Origin of the sequence: Patiriisocius sp. Uisw_017, assembly GCF_047731265.1 — a bacterium.
In the GTDB taxonomy this organism is placed as follows: domain Bacteria; phylum Bacteroidota; class Bacteroidia; order Flavobacteriales; family Flavobacteriaceae; genus Patiriisocius.
On record NZ_CP159835.1, the window covers coordinates 636,703 to 660,932 of the forward strand.

15 protein-coding genes are annotated in these 24,230 nt (G+C 36.3%); 11 read left to right on the forward strand and 4 right to left on the reverse strand.

From position 1 onward, the window contains the following. Positions 1–57: 57 nt before the first annotated feature. The 8 genes from ABXT67_RS02865 (at position 58) to murI (ending at position 8,466) form a co-directional block, all read left to right on the forward strand. A complete protein-coding gene (locus tag ABXT67_RS02865) occupies positions 58–714 on the forward strand; it encodes a CBS domain-containing protein (protein WP_415375782.1) in 657 nt (218 codons plus the stop codon). Between the two features lie 27 nt (positions 715–741). Continuing rightward, the gene (locus tag ABXT67_RS02870) at positions 742–1,626 is read left to right on the forward strand and encodes an NAD kinase (protein WP_415375783.1); all 885 of its coding nucleotides are present in this window, start codon (positions 742–744) and stop codon (positions 1,624–1,626) included. 130 nt (positions 1,627–1,756) lie between these two features. Then, entirely contained in the window at positions 1,757–2,449 is a 693-nt protein-coding gene (locus tag ABXT67_RS02875; RefSeq protein ID WP_415375784.1) for a DUF6089 family protein, read from the forward strand. Between the two features lie 4 nt (positions 2,450–2,453). Beyond that, positions 2,454–3,197 (forward strand): isoprenyl transferase, encoded by a 744-nt coding sequence (locus ABXT67_RS02880; protein ID WP_415375785.1) that lies wholly within the window; start codon positions 2,454–2,456, stop codon positions 3,195–3,197. A gap of 52 nt (positions 3,198–3,249) precedes the next feature. After that, complete coding sequence (locus tag ABXT67_RS02885; protein ID WP_415376909.1) at positions 3,250–5,781, forward strand: outer membrane protein assembly factor; 2,532 nt, start codon at positions 3,250–3,252, stop codon at positions 5,779–5,781. A gap of 36 nt (positions 5,782–5,817) precedes the next feature. After that, positions 5,818–7,038 carry an OmpH family outer membrane protein gene (locus ABXT67_RS02890; RefSeq protein WP_415375786.1) on the forward strand — a complete coding sequence of 407 codons (1,221 nt, stop codon included), beginning with the start codon at positions 5,818–5,820 and terminating at the stop codon, positions 7,036–7,038. Between the two features lie 42 nt (positions 7,039–7,080). Further along, positions 7,081–7,590: an OmpH family outer membrane protein gene (locus ABXT67_RS02895; RefSeq protein ID WP_415375787.1), complete on the forward strand. Its 510-nt coding sequence runs from the start codon at positions 7,081–7,083 to the stop codon at positions 7,588–7,590. 84 nt (positions 7,591–7,674) lie between these two features. Beyond that, positions 7,675–8,466, forward strand: a complete 792-nt coding sequence (gene murI / locus ABXT67_RS02900) for a glutamate racemase (protein ID WP_415375788.1) — start codon at positions 7,675–7,677, stop codon at positions 8,464–8,466. 8 nt (positions 8,467–8,474) lie between these two features. On the opposite strand, the gene ABXT67_RS02905 is transcribed toward murI, so the two are convergent. From ABXT67_RS02905 to ABXT67_RS02920, 4 genes are all read right to left on the reverse strand, one after another. Continuing rightward, positions 8,475–9,206: a LytR/AlgR family response regulator transcription factor gene (locus ABXT67_RS02905; RefSeq protein ID WP_415375789.1), complete on the reverse strand. Its 732-nt coding sequence runs from the start codon at positions 9,204–9,206 to the stop codon at positions 8,475–8,477. A gap of 4 nt (positions 9,207–9,210) precedes the next feature. Beyond that, on the reverse strand, positions 9,211–11,391 hold the full coding sequence (locus ABXT67_RS02910; RefSeq protein ID WP_415375790.1) for a histidine kinase: 2,181 nt from the start codon (positions 11,389–11,391) through the stop codon (positions 9,211–9,213). 199 nt (positions 11,392–11,590) lie between these two features. Next, on the reverse strand, positions 11,591–12,616 hold the full coding sequence (locus tag ABXT67_RS02915) for a type IX secretion system membrane protein PorP/SprF (protein WP_415375791.1): 1,026 nt from the start codon (positions 12,614–12,616) through the stop codon (positions 11,591–11,593). A gap of 21 nt (positions 12,617–12,637) precedes the next feature. Further along, on the reverse strand, positions 12,638–19,846 hold the full coding sequence (locus ABXT67_RS02920; RefSeq protein WP_415375792.1) for a choice-of-anchor L domain-containing protein: 7,209 nt from the start codon (positions 19,844–19,846) through the stop codon (positions 12,638–12,640). Between the two features lie 73 nt (positions 19,847–19,919). Here ABXT67_RS02920 and ABXT67_RS02925 point away from each other — a divergent pair, with 73 nt between their 5' ends. From ABXT67_RS02925 to ABXT67_RS02935, 3 genes are all read left to right on the forward strand, one after another. Next, positions 19,920–20,846 carry a NifU family protein gene (locus tag ABXT67_RS02925; protein ID WP_415375793.1) on the forward strand — a complete coding sequence of 309 codons (927 nt, stop codon included), beginning with the start codon at positions 19,920–19,922 and terminating at the stop codon, positions 20,844–20,846. 371 nt (positions 20,847–21,217) lie between these two features. Next, positions 21,218–23,341 carry a thioredoxin domain-containing protein gene (locus tag ABXT67_RS02930; RefSeq protein ID WP_415375794.1) on the forward strand — a complete coding sequence of 708 codons (2,124 nt, stop codon included), beginning with the start codon at positions 21,218–21,220 and terminating at the stop codon, positions 23,339–23,341. 24 nt (positions 23,342–23,365) lie between these two features. Further along, on the forward strand, positions 23,366–24,217 hold the full coding sequence (locus ABXT67_RS02935) for a mechanosensitive ion channel family protein (protein WP_415375795.1): 852 nt from the start codon (positions 23,366–23,368) through the stop codon (positions 24,215–24,217). The last annotated feature ends 13 nt before the right edge of the window (positions 24,218–24,230 follow it).

The following is a 24,230-nucleotide window of genomic DNA, read 5'->3' on the forward strand; positions in this document are numbered from 1 at the left end:
ATGCTTGTTTGCGGTATTACAAGGATATTTAAGTATTTTGCATAAAAAATTTATCTTTTGAAGACTCAGCACTATATAATTAATGATATCAATCCTTTTGACATTTCAATCCCAATTATTGAGGTTCAGAGGGCTTTTAGTCAACTAACCTATTCGCATATTCCAGTAATAAAAGATGGTGAGTTTACAGGTAGCATTTCTGAAACTGATGTGCATTGCTTCGATTCTGGAAAGCTACTACAAGATTTTCAAAATACTTTAGAACCTTTTCACGTTCGCGATACAACTAATTGGCTTGATATTTTAGAGGCATTTGCTCAAAACGGAAGCAATATTATGCCTGTACTCACAAATGAAAATAATTATCTTGGCTATTACGAGTTGAGCGATATTATGACGATTTTTAATGACACTCCATTTTTGAGTGAAGCTGGAGGCATTATAGTGGTTGAAAAGGGAATTACAGATTATTCTTTTTCTGAAATTTGCCAAATTATTGAAAGTAATGACGCGAAGATATTAGGGATTTTTATTTCTAATATTGAGAATGACTTGATGCAGGCAACTATAAAAATTGGTCACATAGGCATGAACGCCATTGTCCAAACTTTTAGACGCTATAGCTATAATGTGATTTCGAACCACGAGGAAGATAAATTTTTAGAAGATTTGAAGAAACGGTCTGCTTATTTAGACAAATATCTTAACATGTAGTTTGATGTATTTTAAAAAACCAACTCGATGAAAATAGGTATTTACGGTCAGTTTTATCATAAGAATAGTGAAAAGTATATACAAGCAATTCTTAATGCTCTTAAAAAAAAGGATGTTGAAATTGTTGTGGAAGCTAATTTCTTGGGTTTAATGAAGGAACATCAAGAATTTCATTCAGACCTATCACAGTTTGACACTTTTACAAAGCTAGACAGTTCATACGATTTGTTTTTTAGTATCGGAGGAGATGGCACCATCTTAAAATCTGTTACTTTTGTTCGTGACCTTAACATTCCTATTGTAGGTGTTAATACTGGAAGACTTGGTTTTCTTGCCACTATTCAAAAAGAGGATGTAACTAAAAGTATAAGCGAAATTTTAAACGGTGATTATTATATTTCAGAACGTTCTTTACTGTCTATTAAGACAGAGCCTCACCACGAGGGGATTGTACCATTAAACTTTGCCTTAAACGAAGTAGCGGTAAACAGAAAAAACACCACGTCCATGATAAAAGTGGAAACATTAGTAGACGGCAAGCACTTAACATCTTATTGGTCTGACGGCCTCATTGTTGCCACCCCTACAGGATCGACTGGATACTCCTTAAGTTGTGGGGGACCTGTGATAGACCCAAGCAACAATTGTATTGTATTAACCCCTATAGCCCCTCATAATTTAAGCGCACGCCCTATTGTTATCCCAGACTCTAGTAAAATAACATTAAAAGTTTCAGGAAGAGAAAAGGAATACCTCGCCTCTTTAGATTCACGGATTTTGACATTAGAAAATGAAACTTCAATTACTATAGAAAAAGCACCTTTTAAAATTCAGTTAGTTCAATTAGGAGAAGAAAGCTTCATCAAAACACTTCGGGAAAAATTATTGTGGGGCGAAGACAAAAGGAATTAACGCGGTCAATTTTTTAGCTTCTTAACTAAACGCAATAAATAGCTCAAAAAAATGTTTTCAAGAAGTAGTAATTCGCTTATGATGGAATAAAGTGAAAGTTATTATTATATTTACAAACTTTTAAAGATTTATGAGGTATTTGTCAATCCTTATTGTGGTGCTTTTTTGTTGTACATCCACCGATGCCCAAACCTATGAAATTGGTGGCTTTATTGGAGGCTCAAATTTGATTGGAGACGTTGGAAACTCAGCGTATATTAATCCAAATGCATTAGCGATAGGTGGTATTTTCAGATGGAATCGTAGTGAACGTCATTCGTTTAGATTTTCTGCTATAATAGCTAAATTAGAAGGAGATGACGCTAATAGTGGAGAACAAAGAAGACAGGAACGAGACTATAGCTTTGAAAATAGAATTTCTGAACTATCGGTGGGGATGGAATATACTTTTTGGGAATTTAACCTAAACAGTGGAAATCCAGCTTCCGCTCCTTATATATATACGGGAATAACTTATTTATTTTACTTTGATAATTTTTTTGCTGATAATCTTGGTAAACAGACAAATTTTGATCAGGGCAGAGCCCTTGCAATTCCTATTGCATTAGGTTATAAATTAACGTTAGGCACAAATATCTTAGGCTCAATAGAGATAGGCGCTCGATATGCTTTTACAGATAACCTTGATGGATCAAATCCCGTAAATGCGAGTGGAGATGTAGACAGAGCCTTTGGTAATATAAATAACAATGACTGGTATGTATTTACAGGCATGACGTTTTCCTTTACTTTTGGACGTCAACCTTGTTATTGTAACTTCTAAAAAAATGAATCGTCTCTTAGACCAAATAGATAAAAATAAGCTCCCTCAGCACCTTGCCATAATTATGGACGGCAATGGTAGATGGGCGAAAGCAAAAGGTCTGTTTAGGTCTATGGGCCATGAAAGTGGAACGAAAGCTGTTAGAGAGATTACTGAAGCTTGTGCTGAAATAAACATTCCTTACTTAACATTATATGCTTTTTCAACTGAAAATTGGAACAGACCAAAATTAGAAGTTGAATTATTGATGCGCTTATTGGTTTCTTCTTTAAAGAAGGAAATAAAAACACTCAATAAAAACAATATAAAATTAAACGCTATCGGCAATCTCGAAGCGTTACCAAAGAAGGCACACAAGGAGCTTTTAGATGTTATTGACAAAACAAAAGGGAACACAAGAATGACACTCACACTTGCCTTGAGTTACGGCGCAAGAGAAGAAATAATAAAAACAGTAAAAGAGATTAGTGATAAAGTTAAAAAAGGACTAATTTCGCCGCAAAATATTGATGAGGTGATTATTACAAGTCATCTTTACACCCGCGACTTGCCAGACGTGGATTTATTGATACGGACTAGTGGAGAACAGCGTATTAGTAATTTTTTATTATGGCAAATAGCCTATGCCGAATTATATTTTACAGATATACTGTGGCCAGACTATACGAAAAAAGATCTTTTTGAAGCAATATTAAATTATCAAAACAGAGAACGACGATTTGGAAAGACAAGTGAGCAGATTAATTAAGAATAATTTTTTGAAATTCAACAAAAAGATCTTCAGCATTGTAGTAATAGCAATGTTTTCAGTTTTTACAATACAGGCACAACAAAAACAATTGGATAGTGGTAGGAAATACACCATTGACAAAATAACTGTTTCCGGTACACAAACTTTTAATCCGCTAACTGTAATTGCATTTACGGGATTAAAAAAAGGAGAACGAATCTATATTCCAGGGGAACGCTTGAGCGAAGTAACGAAAAAGCTATGGGATCAAAATCTATTTAGTGACATAGCCATTTATGTTACTAGAATCGAAGGTGAAAATGCAGATTTAGAAATTTATATTGAAGAATTGCCTAAACTTTCGAGCATTGCTATTGAGGGGAAAGGCATGCGAAAAGGAGTCATTAAAGATATTTTAAAAGAAACGGAACTCAAACCGGGTCTAAAAATTACAAAGAATTTATTAAACACAACAAAAAACTACATTCGCAACAAATATGTAGAAAAAGGTTTTTATAATACCGAAGTAATAATAGCGACCACCCCAAAGATAGATTCTCTTGGAACTGAAATTGGTCAGGACATGAAAATACTCGTTGACAAAGGAAAACGCGTTAAAGTAAAACCCCTAGAATTTGACGGTAATGAAAATTTGAGTGATGGTATGCTACGTCGTTCTATGACAAACACTAAACTCAGAAACCCTATAAGGCTATGGAAAATGTCAAAGTTTACGCCTGATAATTTTGAGGAAGATAAAGCATCTATAATTAATAAATATAAGTCTAATGGATATCGCGATGCTAGAATAATAAGTGATAGTGTTTGGTTGCGAAATACACGCAATCTGGGCATAAATATTAAGATCCAAGAAGGGAAAAAATATTATTTTGGCGATATTAGATTCTTAGGAAATAGCGTCTACACAGACCGTCAACTAAAGCAAACCTTAGGCATTAAAAAAGGAGAAGTATACAACGGTGTATTAATGTCTGAGCGCATTGAAGACAAAGGAAACCCAGAAGCTTTTGACCTAACAAACCTTTACCAAAATAACGGATACCTATTTTCAACTATTAATGCCGTAGAAGTTGCCGTACGAAAAGACACTATAGACTTTGAAATACGAATTAAAGAAGGAAAACAAGCCTATTTTGATCATATTACTGTAGTTGGGAACACAAAAACCAACGATCATGTAATTTATAGAGAATTAAGAACACGTCCAGGACAAAAATACAGTAAAAGTAATGTAGTAAGGACTATACGTGAACTGAGTCAACTGGGTTATTTTGATCCGGAACAAATTTCGCCTAACTTTAAAAATGTTGATCCTAATAATGGTACTCTTGACATGGAGTTTGCAGTCGTGGAAAAGGGGGCTAGCCAGATAGAGCTGCAAGGTGGTTATGGTGGTGGTGGTTTTGTTGGTACGCTTGGATTATCTTTCAACAACTTCTCACTACGCAACCTCTTAAACAAAGATGCATATAAACCGCTTCCCATGGGTGATGGTCAAACGTTATCATTGAGGGCACAAGCCAGTACTTTCTTTCAAACATACAGTATTTCATTAGTAGAGCCTTGGTTAGGAGGCAAGAGACCCGTGCAATTAAGCACCTCTTTTTCTCACACAGTTCAATACCAATTTGACTTTCAAAATAGAGATGTTGATAGAGACCAACGGTTTTTGATTACTGGAGGGTCTGTAGGTCTAGCAAAACGACTAACATGGCCTGATGACAACTTTACTTTTTCAAACGCAATAAGTTTCCAGCATTTCAATCTTAAGAATTATCGAACTAATTTATTCACTTTCCCCAATGGGAGTTCAAACAATCTTGCCTATACTATTGGATTGAGCAGGAACAATGTGGGTAATAACCCTATTTACCCAAAATTTGGTTCTGAATTTAAAGTTTCGGCAAAAGTTACATTACCATATTCTCTCTTTAATGGTGTCGATTATAAATCCTTAAGAACTGAAAGAGATGGATTAGTAGACTTTGTTATAGAAAACCCTTCAGATGTAGATACGCAATTAAGAATTGGAGAAATAGATCAAGAACGTTTTAAATGGCTTGAATTTTATAAAATAAAATTTTCTGGCACCTGGTACACAAAAATTGTTGGTGATTTAGTTTTAAAAACCAATACAGAATTTGGTTATCTTGGAGCCTATAATAACGATCGCGGGATCCCCCCATTTGAGCGTTTCTTTCTGGGAGGTGATGGTTTAGGAGCATTTGCTTTAGATGGTCGAGAGGTAATACAATTAAGAGGGTATCCTAATCAATCACTTTCTCCAATAGATGGAAATACCATTTACAATAAATTTTCGTTAGAAGTAAGACATCCTATTACTTTGAAGCAATTGGCCTCCATTTATGTATTGGCATTTGCTGAAGCGGGGAACTCTTATGATGGATTTGGAGATTATAATCCATTTGATGTTGCTAGGTCTGCTGGTATAGGATTGCGTATATTTATGCCCGCATTTGGACTGTTAGGAATTGATTTTGGACATGGTTTTGACCCAGTAATAGGCGGTACACAACCAAATGGCTGGGAAACACACTTTATAATAGGACAACAATTTTAATAATGGCACGATATTTTCTAAACCATAACCATCATTATGAAAACTAGACACATACTCTTTTTTACTATTGCATTAATTTGTGTTTCATTTATTTCAAGCGCGCAAAGGGGCGTTCGCATAGGCTATATTGATATGGAATATATTCTTGAAAATGTACCTGAATACAGAGAGGCTTCCACGCAACTTGATGGAAAAGTCCAACGTTGGAAAGCAGATATTGAAAAAAAACAACAGGAAGTAGATTTGATGAAAACTACCCTTACTAATGAACGCGTTTTATTAACTAAAGAACTCATTGAAGAACGTGAGGAAGAAATAAAAATTAAAGAAGATGAAATGATTAAATACCAACAGGGTCGTTTTGGATCCAAAGGGGACTTAGTCATTCAAAGAAGACAATTAGTACAACCCATACAAGATCAAGTTTTCAATATAGTTCAAGAAGTTGCTGAAAATAAAAAATATGATTTCATTTTTGATAAATCTGCAGATGTAGTAATGCTATTTGCGGCAAAAAGAAATGATATTAGCGATATTGTTTTAAGAAGTATTACTCGTGTTGAAAAAAGAAAAGAAGCAACATCTAAGAGAGAACGCAAAGAAATCCAACAAAGAGATGATTTGTCTCTAGAAGAAGATAAAGAAGTAACGGAAAGAGAAAAAGTTACAGAAGAAAAGAAAGATGCGCGACAACAAATGATGGATGACCGTAAACATGCTAGAGACTCTCTAAGAGCCGTCAAAAAAGCAGAATACAACGCCAAGCGCCAGCGATTACTAGATTTAAGACAGCGGCGCCGTGACTCTATCGAAGCCGTACGAAATGGAACACCTTGGTCTCCCAAGACAGAAAATCAAGGAGCAGGAACAGACTTGCCCTCTGGTAAAAGCGGCGATTTATCGCTAGAAGAAAACAAAGAAGAGGCTCCCGACAAAAACAAAGAATTAGCAGCTCCCGAAGAAAACAAAGAACAAGCAGTTCCCCAAGAAAACAAAGAAGAAGAAGAAGAAGCTGCAGAAGAAAAAAAAGATCCTCGCCAGCAGCTAATAGATGACCGAAAGCGTTCTAGAGATTCGCTGAGAGATGTCAAAAAAGCAGAATATGACGCCAAACGCCAAAGATTATTAGATCTCAGACAACGTCGTCGTGATTCTATCCAAGCAATAAGAAATGGAACACCTTGGCCTCCCGAAACAGAAAATCAAGGAGGGGAAAATAGTTTACCTTCAGACGATGGTAATGATGGAGGAAATTAAAAATTAGACGTAAAATTTTATATAACACTTAATTTAATTACAATGAAAACAATGAAATCTTTATTTATCGCTATCGTATTATTTGTAGGAGCTACAAGTTTCATGAATGCACAATCTAAAACGGCACATATAGACACACAAGCTTTAGTTGAGGCAATGCCTGAGATGAAAGCTGCACAAAGCCAGTTAGAAAAAATTCAAAAAACATATGATACAGCCATTAAAGACATGGCAAAGGAGTTTGAAACTAAAGTAAAACAGTACGGCGCTGAAGAAACTACTAAAACAGCAGAAGAAAATGCAAAACGTGTAGAAGAAGTACAAGGAATTGAGCGTAATATTACTGCGTATAGACAACAAGCATTGCAGGATCTTCAGAAAAAAGAAGTAGATGTATTTCAACCAATTTTAGAAAAAGCTCGCGCTGCTATTCAAAAAGTTGCTAGAGCTCAAGGATATCAGTATGTTTTAGATTCTGCCACTGGGAATGGTGTAATCTTAGCAGATGGTTATGACCTTCTTGTTGATGTTAAAAAAGAATTAGGAATTTAATTAGAAATTTCTTTCCCTAAAATTAAAACTGCTCATCTTCTTTTAGATGAGCAGTTTTTTTTATTTAATAGTATCTTTATTCCAATGAATAATATTGATCCCATAGGAATTTTCGATTCCGGAGTAGGAGGCACTTCCATTTGGAAAGAAATAAACCAATTACTGCCTCTTGAAAACACTATATACTTAGCAGATAGTATTAACGCACCCTACGGCAATAAAACTTCTGAAGAAATTATTTCACTCTCTAAGAAAAATACAGAACTACTCATTCAAAAAGGATGTAAAATAATTGTTGTTGCATGTAATACCGCAACTACAAATGCGATCTCTTTATTGAGATCAACGTATGATATTCCTATTATTGGGATTGAACCTGCAATCAAACCCGCAGCTTTAAATTCTTCCACAAAATGTGTTGGAATTCTCGCAACAAAAGGGACACTATCCAGCGATTTATTTCATAAAACATCTCAAGCCTTTGCCAAGGACATTAAAATTATTGAGGTAATTGGAGAAGGTCTTGTGCCTCTCATAGAAGATGGCGCTATACATAGTGACGATATGAGGAGCCTACTTAAAATATATACAGCTGAAATGATTCGAGAAGACATAGACTATTTAGTTTTAGGTTGTAGTCATTACCCATATATTATTCCTGAATTACAAAAAATCCTACCTAGTAATGTTAAGATTATTGATAGTGGACTAGCAGTAGCAAAACAAACTAAGAATGTTCTAGAAACTTTGAACTTACTTAATAGTTCCGAAGAAAAACCAACATTAGATTTTTATGTCAATGCCAATAAAAAAACACTCACTGAGATTTTACGAATCTACCAAGACAACATAATAATTACCAAGATTGCTTTTTAACTAGTTTGTCAACTAAAGAAAGACAACAACTCTTTCTTTCTAGATGGACTTACCATAATTTGTTTTCCATTTGAAAGTGTTACGCTACCTCCTTTTCCTTTATTATAGGCGGTAATGGTATTTACATTAACCAAATAAGATTTATGAACACGCGCAAAACCGCTGCTGGTTAGAATTTCTTCAAAATATTTTAACGTTTTACTTACCAATTTTTTCTTCTCTCCTATAAAAATTTCAGTGTAGTTATCATCCGCTTTACAATACAAAATATCTTTAACTTCAAGAACTTCGAAACCATGTTGTAAAGGGATTGTGATTTTTCCTTGAACCTGAGAAAAGTTGCTTTTCAAAACCGATTCTTGTAATTCTTTTTCTTTTGTTTTGATTTCTTGGACATAATCTACTGCTTCAATTAAAGCATCAATAGAAATTGGTTTGAGTAGATAAAATGCTGCGTGAGCATTTAATGCATCTATGGCATAATGGTTATAAGCAGTTACAAAAACGGTTTCAAAATTTCTGTCACCCACTTTATCTAAAAGGTCAAAAGCATTTCCGTATGGCATTTCAACATCAAGAAAAACCAAATCTGGATCAGAATTTCGCAATAAAACTAAAGCACTTTCTACTGAATCTGCTTCGCCTAAAAGGATGACATTTGGACAATATTTAGCCACATAATTCTTAAGAATTTCCCTGCTTGTTTCTTCGTCTTCAACAATAATTGCCTTTAATTCCATACTATTAATCTTTTTTAATCATCAAAATTACACGAGTTCCTTCTTCATTTTCGAGTGCATCACTTACTATTACATCTATTTTATCTTTATACATTTCGTTGAGAATAGAAATTCTTTTTTTAATATTCCCCATACCTTTTGACTTTTGCTTCTTTTGATTCTCCGTTTTTAATTCAGTAGATTTTTTTCTGCCAATACCATTATCCTCAATTGTTATTTTAACTATGGATGAATCAATCTTCTTAAAATCAATAATTAGAAGCCCTTTTGTTTCTTTATAACGCAATCCATGCCAAACCGCATTTTCAACATAGGGTTGCAACAACATGGGTGGAATTACAAATTCATTAAGAGCAATACCCTTGTCCACATTAATTTCATAACTAAATTTATCTTTAAACCTAGAATGCTCTAATTTTGTATAAATTTCTAATAATGCGACTTCCTTTGTTAGGGGGATAAAATCTTCATCACTATTCTCCAATACTGAACGCATAAGCTGGGAAAACTCACTTAAATATTTATTAGCGGCGCGCTCATCATTACTAGCTATAAAACTATTAACTGAATTGAGTGCATTAAAAATAAAATGAGGATTCATTTGCGTACGCAATGACTTAAGCGCCAGTAAATTATTCGCGCGCTTTTGTTGTTTGACATTTTTAAACTGTGAATAGGCAGTAAATAGTAATAACAAGGCGATCAAAATCAAAGACCCAATAATCCACTTTTGAATTCCGTTGTTTTGTTCAATAAGCTCTTGATTTTCGAAGGCTAGCTTATATCTGCTTTCATTAAGTTCTCTTTCATTTTCTAAACCAGCAATCCTATTTTGTTTTGCAGCAATTATCATAGCAAGTCTCGCCGCTTGAGATATCTCTTGCTCTTTTTTGATATAAAGCTCGTCAACAACTTCTACATAGCGTTCATAGCCTTCTGCCGCCTTATCAAACTTCCCGATATCCCGGTATACTTCAGATAATTTTCTACGCGCATCTTTCTCTACATATAAATCCTCATTTTCATCTGCTTCTTTGATACTCTTCTCTAAATAAGGGATTGCTTCCTTATATTTTTCTTGTCCAATAAACGCATTTGCTATTTTATAATTTTGTCTTTGAGGAGTTAATGGGCTAGAAATATCCTCTTCATTAGGCCTCGTATTAATTTCCTCTAAAGTTTGCTCGCGCAGTTCAATTTCTTTTTCAAAATCCCCATTGCTATTGTAAAAATCGGCTGCGGTGTTTTTGACTTCTGCCACCCGTTTAGGGCTTTCGTTTTTTGAAAGATCAATTGAAGAATCGTAATATGTTTCCGCAGCCTTCTTATTTCCTTCTCTTGAGTACGCATCACCAATCTTCACAGTAAGTGTCGTTATGTATTCCCTCATCTCTTGACGGGTTGCAATATCAATTGCTTTTTCATAATTAAGAATACTCTTTTTTGTACCCCCCGTTGCTTTAAATGCATCTCCTAGCCCTTCATATACATACAGTTTTTGAATACCCTTTAATTCTTTACCCGATAATTTAATAAATAATGAAATAGCCTCCTGATAGTTTTTATTCTTCACATAAGCACTTGCAAGCTTTATATCTAAATTAGTGGAGTATTGATTTACGATACTTCTTTTATAATTTTCTACGGCTAAATCCGGCATGTCCCAATATGAATAAGCATCCCCTAAAGTTTCAAAAGCCATGCTTTTTTGTAATAATGTTGGGGTTTTTCCAGGACTACTCTCAAGTGCAGTAGTACTAAACTCAATACTCTTTTCAGCATCTTTCTTCAATACGCTTTTAGCCGAATCAAGGAACGCAATAAAAATATCTTGGCTACTAAATTTAGAAGAAGTGATAGGTTTTACTGCATTAGGTCTCCCTACCCTTACTATAACAAAATCTTTAGATTTAATGCTATAATATACCGTTTTAAAATTATCGCTACGCACTACCAATTCGTCGCCCAACTTTGCATTTATAGCAAAAGATCCACCTATCGAAGTTGTAGTATAGTCGCCACCTTCAATTTCTACATTTACCCTAAAAATAGGGTTTGCAGAAGTTTCTTCAATCACCTTCCCTTTTAGAGTAAAAGACTGTTTATGTACAGAACGATCTTGACCTAAGGACGAAAAACACGTGCAAAAAGCTACTATTAAAAAAAAAGTTGTCTTAAGTTTCATGAGATATAAAACGTAAACTTACGCACTTTTGTAGCAATTTAAAAATTGAAAAATCTACTTAAGAATCTGAAATTAAGGCAAAATCATAGTTTACTAAGTTATAAAAACAATTCACTCAATAATAATAGGCATTCACTCAATAGGGTTTTTTTAAAAACTATTAAAAAAAAACCTCCTGATTAGGAGGCGTTTTTTTATTTTAATTTATTGCCGGACAATTACAATCGTAGGGTTCAGGTCTATTTCCTAAGAAATCATATCCCAATGTAATTTGATGAAAACCACCATTATTAAATTGAACATCACCCAACTGTGTACTGTACGTGTAAGCAAAAACAAAATTCCTGAAGTTAATCCCTATTATAGGAGTTATTAATTGTTGCTTTTGAGCGTTAATTTGACCGCCATTTATAAATTCGCTTCCATCAAGACTTCTTCTGTACGACAATGCTCCCCATAATTGACCAAATTCCATAGTTCGATACGCTTTAAAATTAATATCTACAGTAGATTCACCCGTAGATTCTGCCGTTTGAAATAAAACAGAAGGCTCATAACTCCAAGTTGCACCAACACTTCCAATTGCATATGCTAACGAAATTAAATAACGCCTTTGGTTATTTGATTCGTTTCTTGGATCATATATATCGCGATTCTGAAAGATCAAGTTTTTAATAGTAACGTGAGATGAAAAGTTTAAAAAATTATAAGACATACCAACATCTAGATTAAAGTAAGAACTAGATTGCTCAATACCTCCAACAGATATAGCTGGATCAAATTGATCACCTTCTGGATAAGAAAGTGCAAATGTTGACTCATCCAATCTATTCTGAGAAAGGCCTGTGCTTAAACCAAAAGATAATTGGTTTAAATCTACCTCAGATCTAGAAAACATTAAATGATAGGCAAATGTTAAATATCCTCCAGATTGAGAATGAAAGCCATTTTGGTCATTATAAAAAATTGCTCCCAAACCAATTTTATCTCCCACACGCGCATTCGCGCTTATAGTTTGTAAACTTGGAGCATTATCAACATCAAACCATTGTTGACGATTTGTCAATCTAATTTGATTATGAGAGGCCGCACCCGCCATCGAAGGATGAATTAAATAAAGATTATCAGCTAAATATTCTTGATAAATAGGAATACCATCCTGTGAAAAAGCAAATTGGGTTGCTACTACTAGTAACAGTGTAAAGTAGGTATATTTAATTTTCATATTTTTTTGCAGTCTTATTTCTTAGCGTTTCAATGTAAAGTGTCCTTTAATTTCTTTTCGTACTTCTTGTTCTGTGTATTCTACTTTAAACCAGTAATCACTAGAGGGTAATGGATTGCCGTTATACGTCCCATTCCACCCCGGAGTCAATGGACTCAATTGCTTGAGAAGCTTTCCGTACCGATCAAAGATATAAATATTTGCCGTAGGATCGAAATCTGCGATACCAATGATATTCCATTCATCGTGGACCCCATCGTTATTAGGGGTAAAGTAATCTGGGTAGTCAACAACTCCTATATTAAATTCGGACTCGCCACAGCCATTAGCGTCCTTGACCGCAATCGTATGTATCCCGGGGGATACATTCATAAATACATTACTGTCTTGGAAAGCTCCTGAGTCGATGCTGTAAATATACATTCCTAGACCTTCTGCTGTTACTTCTACCGTATGATTGTTTGCAAAGGCTCCATTAACTAAAATAAAACTTAGCGCTGTGGGGGCTTGAGATACCGTTACTATCGTGGGTACATCGGTCCTACAACCACTCGCTAGCTCAGTAATAGTCACTTCATAGTTTCCTCCTACAACAGCCGTAATAGAGGCGCCTGTTTCGCCAGCTACAACGACATCATCTATACGCCACTCAAACGTGTAAAAGTCTGCATCTAATCCTGTTTCGATAAACGGAGGGGACTCCTCACCTTCCTCTTGTGGAATAGGGCTTCCTCCTGCATCTATACAAAGCCTGTAGCTTTCCTCTAATACAACTACGGGAAGCTGCTCTACTTTTAGGATAACTTCTGCAATAGCAAAACACATCGTTCCAATGTTCTCTACCCGTGCGTAGATAACCTGTGGGTTGATGATATTGGTATAACTAGGACCTATCGCATTGGTACCATCAGCAGCGTTCTCAAAAGTCTCGTGGAAGGTAAGATCATGAACTAATAGGCTTTGGATACCCAAAATCTCATCCCAAAGTTCCGGAATATCTAATTGAGATAAGGCAAAGGAGGTAAAACCATCATTATCTCCTTCTAAATCACACAATACATAGGGCGCAAAAGGTGCGGTTGCAGTCGCGCCTTCGCGTACTTCTATAAAGAAACTAATGTCCTCCCCTTGATAACATCCTGTAATGCTATTGGTAATCCCTACAAAAATCTCTTGTGGGTTGCCATCGTTCTGATACACTGTAGGGATTACAATGGGATTAACCCCTGCATTGGCATCTCCAATACCCTCGTAGAAACTAACTTCGTTATTGACCATATCTTGACCTACCAAAATCTCTGGGATTTTTGTCGTAAGGTCAAAAATAGCAACCCCATCAAATGGAATCTCACAAAGTATAAAGTCGTCTATAACTGCCGTGTTATCTGGCAATGGATCTACTCGTATAACCAATTCTACTATCTCAAAGCACATCTCTGGAGTTAATGCATTGGTAACCCGCACATAAATAGTCTGTGGGTTTGACGTGTTGGTATACATCGTGGGATCGGGGATCGCATCTATTAAATCGCCTACTATGGCTAGCAACTCCGATTCATAGTAGTCCAGACCGTAGCTCTCTCCATCCAAAATCTGGGATGATCTTATCGTTAAATCAAACACTTCTTCCCCATCACCATCCGTATCGCACAAGGCGATTGCCTCTGGCTGCTCAGGCTCAGGGTTGGGGACAACACGTAAATTAAAGCTAATGCTAGTATCCACACAAAGGGTATTGCCATCAGTAACTCTAACAAATACCGCCTGGGGGTTGCTTATCTCATTGATGTATGCAGTGGATGGATTAATAGCATTCTCGTTGTTGTCTGCATCTACTTGGCTCTCAAAATACTGGACGCCAATACCCGGGGCGATTCCAGTTATAAGACCGTCACGGGTCGTAAGATCAAAGGCAGTAATACCATCGTTGGGTGCTCCTAGATCATCACACTGGGTGAAGGGACCTGGATCAAATACATCTGGACCAGCAACAACCATTATATCAAACATACCGATCTTAAAACATGCTGTATCTGGGTCTTCCAACCTAACGAAAATTGGTTGGATTGGGCTCGTCATATTCATAAATGCACCTGGATTCGTAATGTCTGCTGCCCCTGCTTGGGCATCCAAAAGACTCGTATGATAACTCAGATCTAAATCATCTAAACTCTGGCTTCCCAAAATATCTCCTTCTCGCTGCGTCAAATCAAATACCTCAAAACCGTCCATATCGCTATCACATGCAATAATAGGGTCTAAAACTACAGCTATCGTGGGCGTTGGGTTTACCAAAAGAGTTAGCGCTACCACTCGAAAACATCCGGTAGAAGGAGCAGGCGCAGGACCCACATAGGTCGCACGTGCATAGATAATCTGATTGTCTGCCACTATATTTAAATAAGGACTCATTAATGCAAAGACTCCTGCAATCGCATCAGACTCCGTCTCGTGGTAGGTAATAGCAACTCCTGGCTCGTTGTCTATAATCTCAAAATCACTATCGGTTAACGTAAAATCTGTAATACCATCGTTGTCTATATCACAGGCTTCTAATGGCTCTGGTTCTGATGGAGAAGGTCTTGGATTCACTATTAAACCTAGGGTAATCGAACCATCATCAACAACACACCTACTGTTGGTGTCTTCGGCTCGTATCCATATCGTCATTGGGTTTATGGCTGCATCATCGGTAGCGTTTAGATTTTGGAACGCCGTTGGGACTTCAATCACATTGATGTTTGACTCCATATCTGCCTGCGTTTCAAAGAACGTAATCTCGATACCTAAAACTCCGCCGGTAATCTCTGGAATGGACTGCGTAAGATCAAAGGCCTCTACGCTATCATCCAAGCCTAAAATATCAGTCTCATCACACAATTCTAAAGGGGTTGGATTTATAAGAACCGCTGGAAGCGCCACTTGAAGCTCTAAAGTCGTCGTACTCTCACAGTCGTTGTTTTGATCTCCTACCGTAATATAAATAGTCTGGGGGTTCGATATATTGCTATAGGCTATAGGATTGACTATTTCATTAGTCATTGCAATATCCACAAAATAGCTCGTATCAAAGGAATCTGTAAGTCCTATTAGAATCTGATCCTCAGCATTGGTTAAATTGAAAACTGCTAAACCATCCCCATCTGTGTCGCAAACAACCAAGGGATCGGGATCGCTAATCTGAGGGCTCTCTTCTACTAAAAGATGCAACGTCGTTATATTAAAGCAACCGGTAGCAGGATCTAAAACACGTATAAAAATCTCTTGATCAAAAGGTACTGTATTATTATAAGCAATGGTAAGATCTATAGGAACTTCATTGTTCTCTGCATCTGCAAGGGTACGGTGATAGCTTACTTGAAGCATCCCTAATGGATTGCCGCATAAGGCAGACTGAGTAGCTTCGTTTAAATCAAAAGCCCCAAAACCGTCGTTGTCTTGATCACAAAAAACAAGACCATCTGGCTCACATAATTCTGGGAGGGGAATTACAAATAACTGGCTCATAAAAATACTGTGACAGCCTGTGGCATTGTCTTCTACACGTACCCAAACATCTTCAAGGTTGATCGTATTGGTATACAATTCTGGCAAGGCATTTATAGGAGCCTCTGCATCTGCTAAACTGTTGTAATAGCGAACTGTTAGCCCTATGTCACCCCCTGTAATGGTAGTATTGTTAATATTTAAATCAAACTCAGCGATACCATCGGCGATCTCATCATCACAAGTCGTGATAGGACTTGGATCAAAAAAAATGGGAACCTCTACCACCATAATATCAAACATCCCGATATTAAAACATTCTGTATCTGCTTCTTCTAACCTAACGAAGATGGGCTGGATAGGAGTTATTGTATTGGTAAAAGTGTCTGGGTTTGCAATCTCTGGAACACCTGCTTGGGCATTCACAAGACTTGTGTAGTAGCTCAGATCATAATCCGGATCTTGACCTGCGTAGATAGCATCTGCACGATCGGTTAAGTCAAATACCTCAAAGCCATCCATATCAATATCACAAGCAATAATAGGGTCCAAAGCTAAGGGTATCGTTGGCGCAGAGTTTACAAGAAGCGATAACGATACCACTCGAAAACATCCCGTAGCGGGATCGGGCGCTGGACCTACATAGGTAGCACGGGCATAGATGATCTGATTGTTTGCTACAGTATTCGTATAAGGACTAATCAGTGCAAGGGTACCTGCAATAGCATTACCAAATGTATCGTGGTAGGTGATAGCAACCCCTGGCTCGTTGTCTATAATCTCGATATCTTTATCGGTTAAAGTAAAGTCTGCAAAACCATCATTGTTAATATCACAGGCTTCTAATGGCTCTGGCTCTAATGGGGAAGGCAATGGATTTACGATTAAATCTAAGGTAGCCATACCGTCATCAACAACACACCTACTGCTGGTGTCTTCGGCTCGTAACCATATCGTCTGTGGGTTTTGAGCAATACCTCCTATTAGGTTTTGATAGGTGGTAGGATTTAGAATCTCGTTTATGTTTGACGCCATATCTGCTTGCGTTTCAAAAAACGAAATACTGACTCCTAAAACCCCACCCGTAATCTCTGGAATGGACTGCGTAAGATCAAATACTTCTACTTCATCATCAGGACCTAAAATATCCGTCTGATCACACAACTCTAAAGGGATTGGATTTATTAATACCGGAGGAAGCGCTACTTGAAGTAATAATGTCGTCTCGCTCTCACAATCATTGTTAACATCTGCTACAGTGATAAAAATGACCTGTGGGTTAGTAGTATTTGTGAAGGCGATTGGATTACTGATGGCACTGGTCATTGCTATATCACTAAAATAAGTGACCACATAAGGACCACCCGTAAGTCCAAATAATAGCTGAGGCTCTACAGCTGTTAAATTGAAAACAGCTAAACCATCACCGTCTGTGTCACAAACAACCAAGGGATCAGGATCGGTAATCTGAGGACTCTCCTCTACTAATAAATTGACCGTAGTAATGTCATAGCAGCCTGTAGCAATATCGTTTACACGAATGTAGATTAACTGGTCAAAGGGAACTTCATTGTCATAGGTAGCGGCAAGGTCAAGAGGCAATACGTTGTTGTTTGCATCGGCCATTGTCAAATGGTAGCTTACTTGAAGGTTCCCAGCTGGATTACCGCAAACAGCAGCCTCTGTAGCTTCGTTTAAATCAAACGTACCAAAACCGTCATTGTCTTGATCACAGAAAATAATAGGGTCTGGAGCACATACATCTGGGCGGGCAACTACTCGCAACTCGCTCATAAAAATACTGCGACATCCCGTAGCATTATCTTCCACACGTACCCAAATAGCTTCAGGATTAAACGTGTTGGTATAAAAGACTGGCAATGCATTTATAGGAGATTCTGCATCCGATAAACTGGCGTAATAGGTGACCGTAAGGCCCATGTTTCCTCCTGTAATAACAGCATTGTTGCTGTTTAAATCAAATTCCGAAATCCCATCAGCTAGCCCGTCGTCACAGGTCGTAATCTCTGCCAGGGAAGTAAATAATGGCGATTGCCCTAAAATTAAATTAAAAGAGGCTACTGCAACACACAACGGTGGATTGCTCGTATCGCCGTCTTGGTAGTTCACAGCGCGAACCCAAACTACCGCATTACCACTTGGATAAGCAGTAGCGGGAATAATCTCCGGAAAACCAGCATCGGCTTCAAACTGTGTCTCGTGATAGGTTAAAGTAACATCTACCAAAGTGTTTAAAATCTCCTCTTCCTTAGTCGTTAAATCGAAAATCTCCAAACCATCGCCATCATTATCACATAAAAAATAATCCTCGATAGGACTAGTGATCGCAGGACTGTCATTGACTCTAAGCTCTAATGGAACAATGTTAAAACAATCTGTTAAATTGATGTTGTCTACCCGTGCAAATACTGTTTGGAATCCTAGGACAGTATTGGTGAAGGCATTGGCAGGTGTAATTGAAAACACCCCGGCCTGTGCTGCTGTCAAAGAAATAAAATAAGCTACCACTGCGTCAGGGTTGCCGCCTGTAATTTCTAAATTCTTTGTTGTTAAATCAAACTCTGCAAAACCATCGTTAGGAAGCTCGTCACAAATATCGTAACGCGTGGGAATGGTGGCGGTTGGACGAACTGCAAACTCAACAAAAACTTCATCTGTACCAGCGCAACCTCCTCCTGATCCTGCTGCAAACACTTCAATTTGATAGGTGCCTGTTTGGCTAACTACTAGCGTTGGATTTGTTTCTCCTAATAAAATATCAAAAACCATTGTAATGGTATTGAATATAGACCATTGATAGGTAGCACCAGGACTTGGAATCCCGAATAAGCCAATAGTTTCTGAACCACCTTCACATCCCGCACTATTATTAGAAATAGTTAAATCGTCCCCCAAATCAATACCAATATTAAAAGACCCTCCTTCTAGAAAAACAGCGGCATCAAACAAGGTGTCCTGTTGATCAGCAACCACCAGTTTAATTGTATATGGATTGCCAACTATCACATTTCCTTCAGCAGTTAAAGGAATTATTTGGCCATTAAAGTCAATAGCAGCGTTAGCTGCTGTTACAAAAGGCAGTCCTGGCACACCAGTATCAAAATTATATTGCTCAAAGAATAATTCATTAATCGCAGCACATTGGCCTACTACTTCGGGGTGAATATTTGTAACTTCGATAGGAATAACTGTACCAGGCAGTACCGCAAGGTTTTGAACGATCCCCGTTACTTGATTTGTTAGAATAAATGCAAATGCATCAGAAAAATCACACTCAAAGTTCTGATTATATTCTTCAGATGCTAATAAAAAATTAAAATTAATCGTCGCTATTTGAGGTACAAAATCAAACTGAATAAAAGAAGCATTATTTGTGTCCGTAGCAGTAGTGTTCGCCTCAAGATCTGCATCACCTGGCCACCCAACTCCGCCGTCACTATGCAATGTTAAGTTTGGTCCTGGAGCATTTGCTACATTACCCGTACTTAATACAATTCCATTAGTAAAAGGAAAAGCAGAACCATTTGCGTCAAATGCAGCAATCCCATTATCATCACCAAAATTAGTTCCTGTGCTTTGAATAAAGTTAGATGCTTCAGCGCAAGGACTATTAATGAGAATATCCTCCACCAATTGTTGTGTAGTTAGGGTTTCATCAACAGTAATTTGCCCCAAAGAGACTGTTGACACCAATATGGTAATAAGGAGTAGGATTTTCTTCATAAACACAGCTATATCTTGTCAAATATATTGAATACAATGATTTTCTTTTGGTATTTTTGTAAAAAAAAACTGAATGAATCAATTTATAATAACAACACAACCTACTGCTAACGAAAATATTGTCAAATTTGTTGCAAATGTTTTCATAACTCAAGCAAAAAGTTATGAATTTTCGAATATTGATGACGCTAAACCTAGTCCCTTAGCGCAAGAATTATTTTACCTGCCATTTGTAAAAAAAGTTTATATTTCCCAAAACTTTGTGGCAATTGAAAAATTTGATATTATTTCTTGGGAAGATATACAAGAAGAAGTTGCTGTTTCAATTTCTGAATATTTAAACAGTGGCAAAGAAGTAATAACTGAATCTGAAACTCAAAAGAAAGTTCCAGTAACAGTCTATGCCGAAAGCACTCCAAACCCCGGTGTCATGAAATATGTTGCAAACAAACCATTGGCCGATGGCATTTTTGAATTTAAAAATATTGACGATGCTCAGGATGCTCCATTAGCCAAGGCATTGTTCTCGTTTCCATTTGTGAAGGAGGTCTTTATTAGTGCTAATTATGTTTCGGTAACAAAATATAATGTAGCCGAATGGCTTGAAGTGAGTAACGAATTAAGAGAGTTTATCAGAAAACATATTGAGGACGGAAACCCAATTTTTTTAGATAACTTTTTAAACAAGAAAAAAGAAATAGCAGAATCTTCTCCAACAACAGCAGTAACTCCAGAATCATTAGGAACGGATTCTCATACTGATATTGAACAAGAAATCATTGATATCCTTGATGAATATATCAAACCCGCAGTTGCAAGTGACGGTGGCCATATTGCTTTTGATTCTTTTGATCCAGAAAGCAAAACAGTAAAAGTTATTTTACAAGGTGCTTGCAGTGGATGTCCTTCGTCCACAGTAACATTAAAAAACGGTATTCAAACAATGCTTCAAGAAATGCTTCAAGGCAGAGTAATGACGGTAGAGGCCGTTAATGGATAATGTCTTTTTAAAGTCAAACCTGAGTTAATTTTATTAAATTGAACTTTAAACTTCCTTTTCAGAAAAAATTATTGTTAAAAAGTGTACATTGAAATTTAAATTTGTGACTGTAAAATTAAAAGCAATTAAAGGTTTAGTGTGCTCTGATAAAAGCCCAGAACATAATATACACAATGCAGTAGCATATGCCTGTAAAAGCGTAAATAATATATGTAGGTTTATTTAAATCGACAATATACTCTTGTTCAAAATGGAAAGTTTAGTGAATCACGGGAAACATTAAACTCGAATTTGAAGTAAAATAAAATTTTTGGTTTTTAAGAAACATTTTTTTGACAAGGCAACAGTGCTCCTTATTTTATTATTTAATTATGACTTTAAGATATATAGTTGTCCTTTTATTGTTCTCAGGTATTTTTATTTCTTGCAATAACATCTCAAAAAGCACTTCTATCCACCCAACCCCAACTTACAAAAATCGACTATCTAAAGAAACCAGTCCTTATCTCCTTCAACACGCTAACAACCCTGTTGATTGGCGTGCTTGGAATAATGAAACATTAAAAAAAGCAAAAGAGGATAAAAAATTAATAGTTATAAGTATCGGGTATGCCGCTTGTCACTGGTGTCACGTTATGGAAAAGGAAAGCTTTCAAGATACTGCAGTAGCAGCAATTATGAATGCCAAATTTATAAGTATTAAGGTAGACCGTGAAGAAAGACCAGATATTGATAAAATTTATATTAATGCCGTACAATTATTAACTGGTAGCGCTGGATGGCCTTTAAATGTTATTGCACTCCCAGATGGAAGGCCAATTTGGGGAGGAACGTATTTCACAAAAAAAGACTGGATGAGTGCTCTTGATAGAATTCAGGAATTGTATGAACAAGATCCTCAGAAATTATATGGTGCTGCGGATAAATTAGAAGAAGGAATTAAGGCGATGGATTTAGTTCCACTAAACACTAGTGATGTTGACTTTAAAAAATACCCTTCAGAACAATCAATCTTAGAGTGGAGTAAAAGTTTTGACAAAAATTACGGAGGCACCAATCGAGCACCAAAATTTATGATGCCAAACGATTTATCCTTTTTTCTGCGACAAGCAATGCAAACAAAAAACAATGAACTTTTAAGACACACGACCCTCACTTTAAACAAAATAGCTTACGGAGGAGTTTACGATCATGTAGGAGGTGGATTTTCAAGATATAGTGTAGATAAAAAATGGCATATTCCGCATTTTGAGAAAATGCTATATGACAATGGACAGCTAGTAAGCTTGTATAGTGATGCGTTCTTAGCCACAAAAAATCCATTATACAAAGAAGTAGTTATTGAAACTCTAGACTTCATAACACGTGAGTTTACAAATAATGAAGGTGCATTTTATTCTAGTTATCACGCTGATAGTGCTAATGAAAATGGCGAATTTGAAGAAGGCGCTTATTATAGATTTACAAAAGCAGAACTTAAGAGTGTTATCGATGGTGATTTTGATATATTTTCAGACTACTACAACATAACTTCTTTTGGCAAATGGGAAAAAGACTATTTTGTATTAATTCGGTCTAAAAGTGATGTGGAAATTCTAGAAAAATTCAGCATTACTCAAGAAAAACTTGATGAGAAGAAAAAAGATTGGAAATCAAAGTTAATGGCTTATAGAAATAAAAGACCAAAGCCAGGACTCGACGATAAAATTTTAACATCTTGGAATGGGCTGATGCTCAATGGATATATCGATGCTTACAAAGCTCTTGATAACAAAGAATACTTAGATGCTGCGATAAAAAACGCGAATTTTATCATCTCTAAGCAGTTGCAGAAAAACGGATCTTTGTTTCATAATTACAAGGATGGGAAAAGCACGATAAATGGGTATCTCGAAGATTATGCCATCGTTGCTAATGCCTTTATATCTCTTTATGAGGTAACGCTCGATGAACATTGGCTTACTACTGCAAATGACTTAACAAAATATGCGTTTGATCATTTTTTTGACAGTGAAAAACAACTTTTTTATTTTACTAGTGATTTGGACACGGCTTTAGTTACAAGAAGTTTTGAGTTTAGAGACAATGTGATTCCGTCATCAAATTCTATAATGGCTCACAATCTTTTTAAACTATCACATTATTTTGACAATAAAAATTATGCTGCTGTGTCTCAACAAATGCTCAAAAATGTTATGCCAGAAATGAAGCAATATCCTGAAGGATTTTCAAATTGGGTATCATTATTACTTAACTATAAAGAAAACTATTATGAGATCGTTGTGGTTGGCCCCGAAGCTCAAGAAAAGTTAAAAAAAATAAACCAGTATTATTTACCTCATATTTTAATTGCTGGAAGCACCACAAAGGGCAACAAACCATTATTGCTAGAGCGTTTCATTGAAGGAGAAACCTTTATATATGTTTGCGTTAACAATGCCTGCAAACTTCCACAAACTGAAGTTAAAAAAGCAATTCAACCAATCGCACTTTAAAGCCTCATTAGAAAAAGAAAAAAAATGATCAAAAAGTTTCAAAATATCGAGTTTTATATAGAAAAATATGGTCAACAAATAATAGACTTCGTTCCTAATTTGCTAACTTCTATTTTATTGCTAATAGTAGGTATCTGGCTAATTAAAATTATAAATAGAGCTGTCCATAAATATTTTGAACGCAAAGATTATGACCTAACACTTGAGAAGTTTATCGCTAGTTTAATTAACTGGGGGCTTAAAGTTATACTCTTTGTACTGGTAATTACTCAATTGGGAGTTCAGTCGACCTCTTTAGTCGCAATTGTTGGTGCTGCTGGACTAGCAATCGGGCTTGCACTACAGGGATCCTTGGCTAATTTTGCAGGCGGTATTCTTATCTTAATATTAAAACCTTTTAAAGTGGGGGATTTTATAAAAGTTCAAGGCATCGAAGGCACTGTTAAGGAAATTTCAATTTTTATGACAAAACTAAATACTTTTGGAAACCAAGAAGCTATTATACCCAATGGAAAACTATCTAATGACAATATAATAAACTTTAGTAGTGAGGGGATAAGAAGAGAATCTCTAATATTTTGCATTAGTTATGATAGTAGTGTAGAAAAAGCAAAAGAAATATTACTAAATCTTGTAAAAGAGCAACAGACCGTTTTTAAACAAGAGGACAAAATGCCAATGGTGGTATTAGTAGAACTTGCAGACAGTTCGGTTAACTTAGGGGTTCGATATTGGACTAAAAATGAAGATTTCTGGAACGTTAGATTTCACACCTTAGAAGAGGGAAAAAAACGACTAGAAGCGGCCGGAATTTCGATACCCTATCCACAACGCGATGTACATTTACACACAAATAATAACAATATATTAACATAATCCACAAAGGTAA

What these genes read in the sequence shown, in the direction of transcription:
- ABXT67_RS02910 (WP_415375790.1), bottom strand. Translation starts at nt 11,391, where the DNA reads ATGAAACTTAAGACAACTTTTTTTTTAATAGTAGCTTTTTGCACGTGT.
- ABXT67_RS02925 (WP_415375793.1), top strand. Translation starts at nt 19,920, where the DNA reads ATGAATCAATTTATAATAACAACACAACCTACTGCTAACGAAAATATT.
- ABXT67_RS02875 (WP_415375784.1), top strand. Translation starts at nt 1,757, where the DNA reads ATGAGGTATTTGTCAATCCTTATTGTGGTGCTTTTTTGTTGTACATCC.
- ABXT67_RS02905 (WP_415375789.1), bottom strand. Translation starts at nt 9,206, where the DNA reads ATGGAATTAAAGGCAATTATTGTTGAAGACGAAGAAACAAGCAGGGAA.
- ABXT67_RS02915 (WP_415375791.1), bottom strand. Translation starts at nt 12,616, where the DNA reads ATGAAAATTAAATATACCTACTTTACACTGTTACTAGTAGTAGCAACC.
- murI (WP_415375788.1), top strand. Translation starts at nt 7,675, where the DNA reads ATGAATAATATTGATCCCATAGGAATTTTCGATTCCGGAGTAGGAGGC.
- ABXT67_RS02870 (WP_415375783.1), top strand. Translation starts at nt 742, where the DNA reads ATGAAAATAGGTATTTACGGTCAGTTTTATCATAAGAATAGTGAAAAG.
- ABXT67_RS02930 (WP_415375794.1), top strand. Translation starts at nt 21,218, where the DNA reads ATGACTTTAAGATATATAGTTGTCCTTTTATTGTTCTCAGGTATTTTT.
- ABXT67_RS02880 (WP_415375785.1), top strand. Translation starts at nt 2,454, where the DNA reads ATGAATCGTCTCTTAGACCAAATAGATAAAAATAAGCTCCCTCAGCAC.
- ABXT67_RS02890 (WP_415375786.1), top strand. Translation starts at nt 5,818, where the DNA reads ATGAAAACTAGACACATACTCTTTTTTACTATTGCATTAATTTGTGTT.
- ABXT67_RS02895 (WP_415375787.1), top strand. Translation starts at nt 7,081, where the DNA reads ATGAAAACAATGAAATCTTTATTTATCGCTATCGTATTATTTGTAGGA.
- ABXT67_RS02920 (WP_415375792.1), bottom strand. Translation starts at nt 19,846, where the DNA reads ATGAAGAAAATCCTACTCCTTATTACCATATTGGTGTCAACAGTCTCT.
- ABXT67_RS02935 (WP_415375795.1), top strand. Translation starts at nt 23,366, where the DNA reads ATGATCAAAAAGTTTCAAAATATCGAGTTTTATATAGAAAAATATGGT.
- ABXT67_RS02885 (WP_415376909.1), top strand. Translation starts at nt 3,250, where the DNA reads ATGTTTTCAGTTTTTACAATACAGGCACAACAAAAACAATTGGATAGT.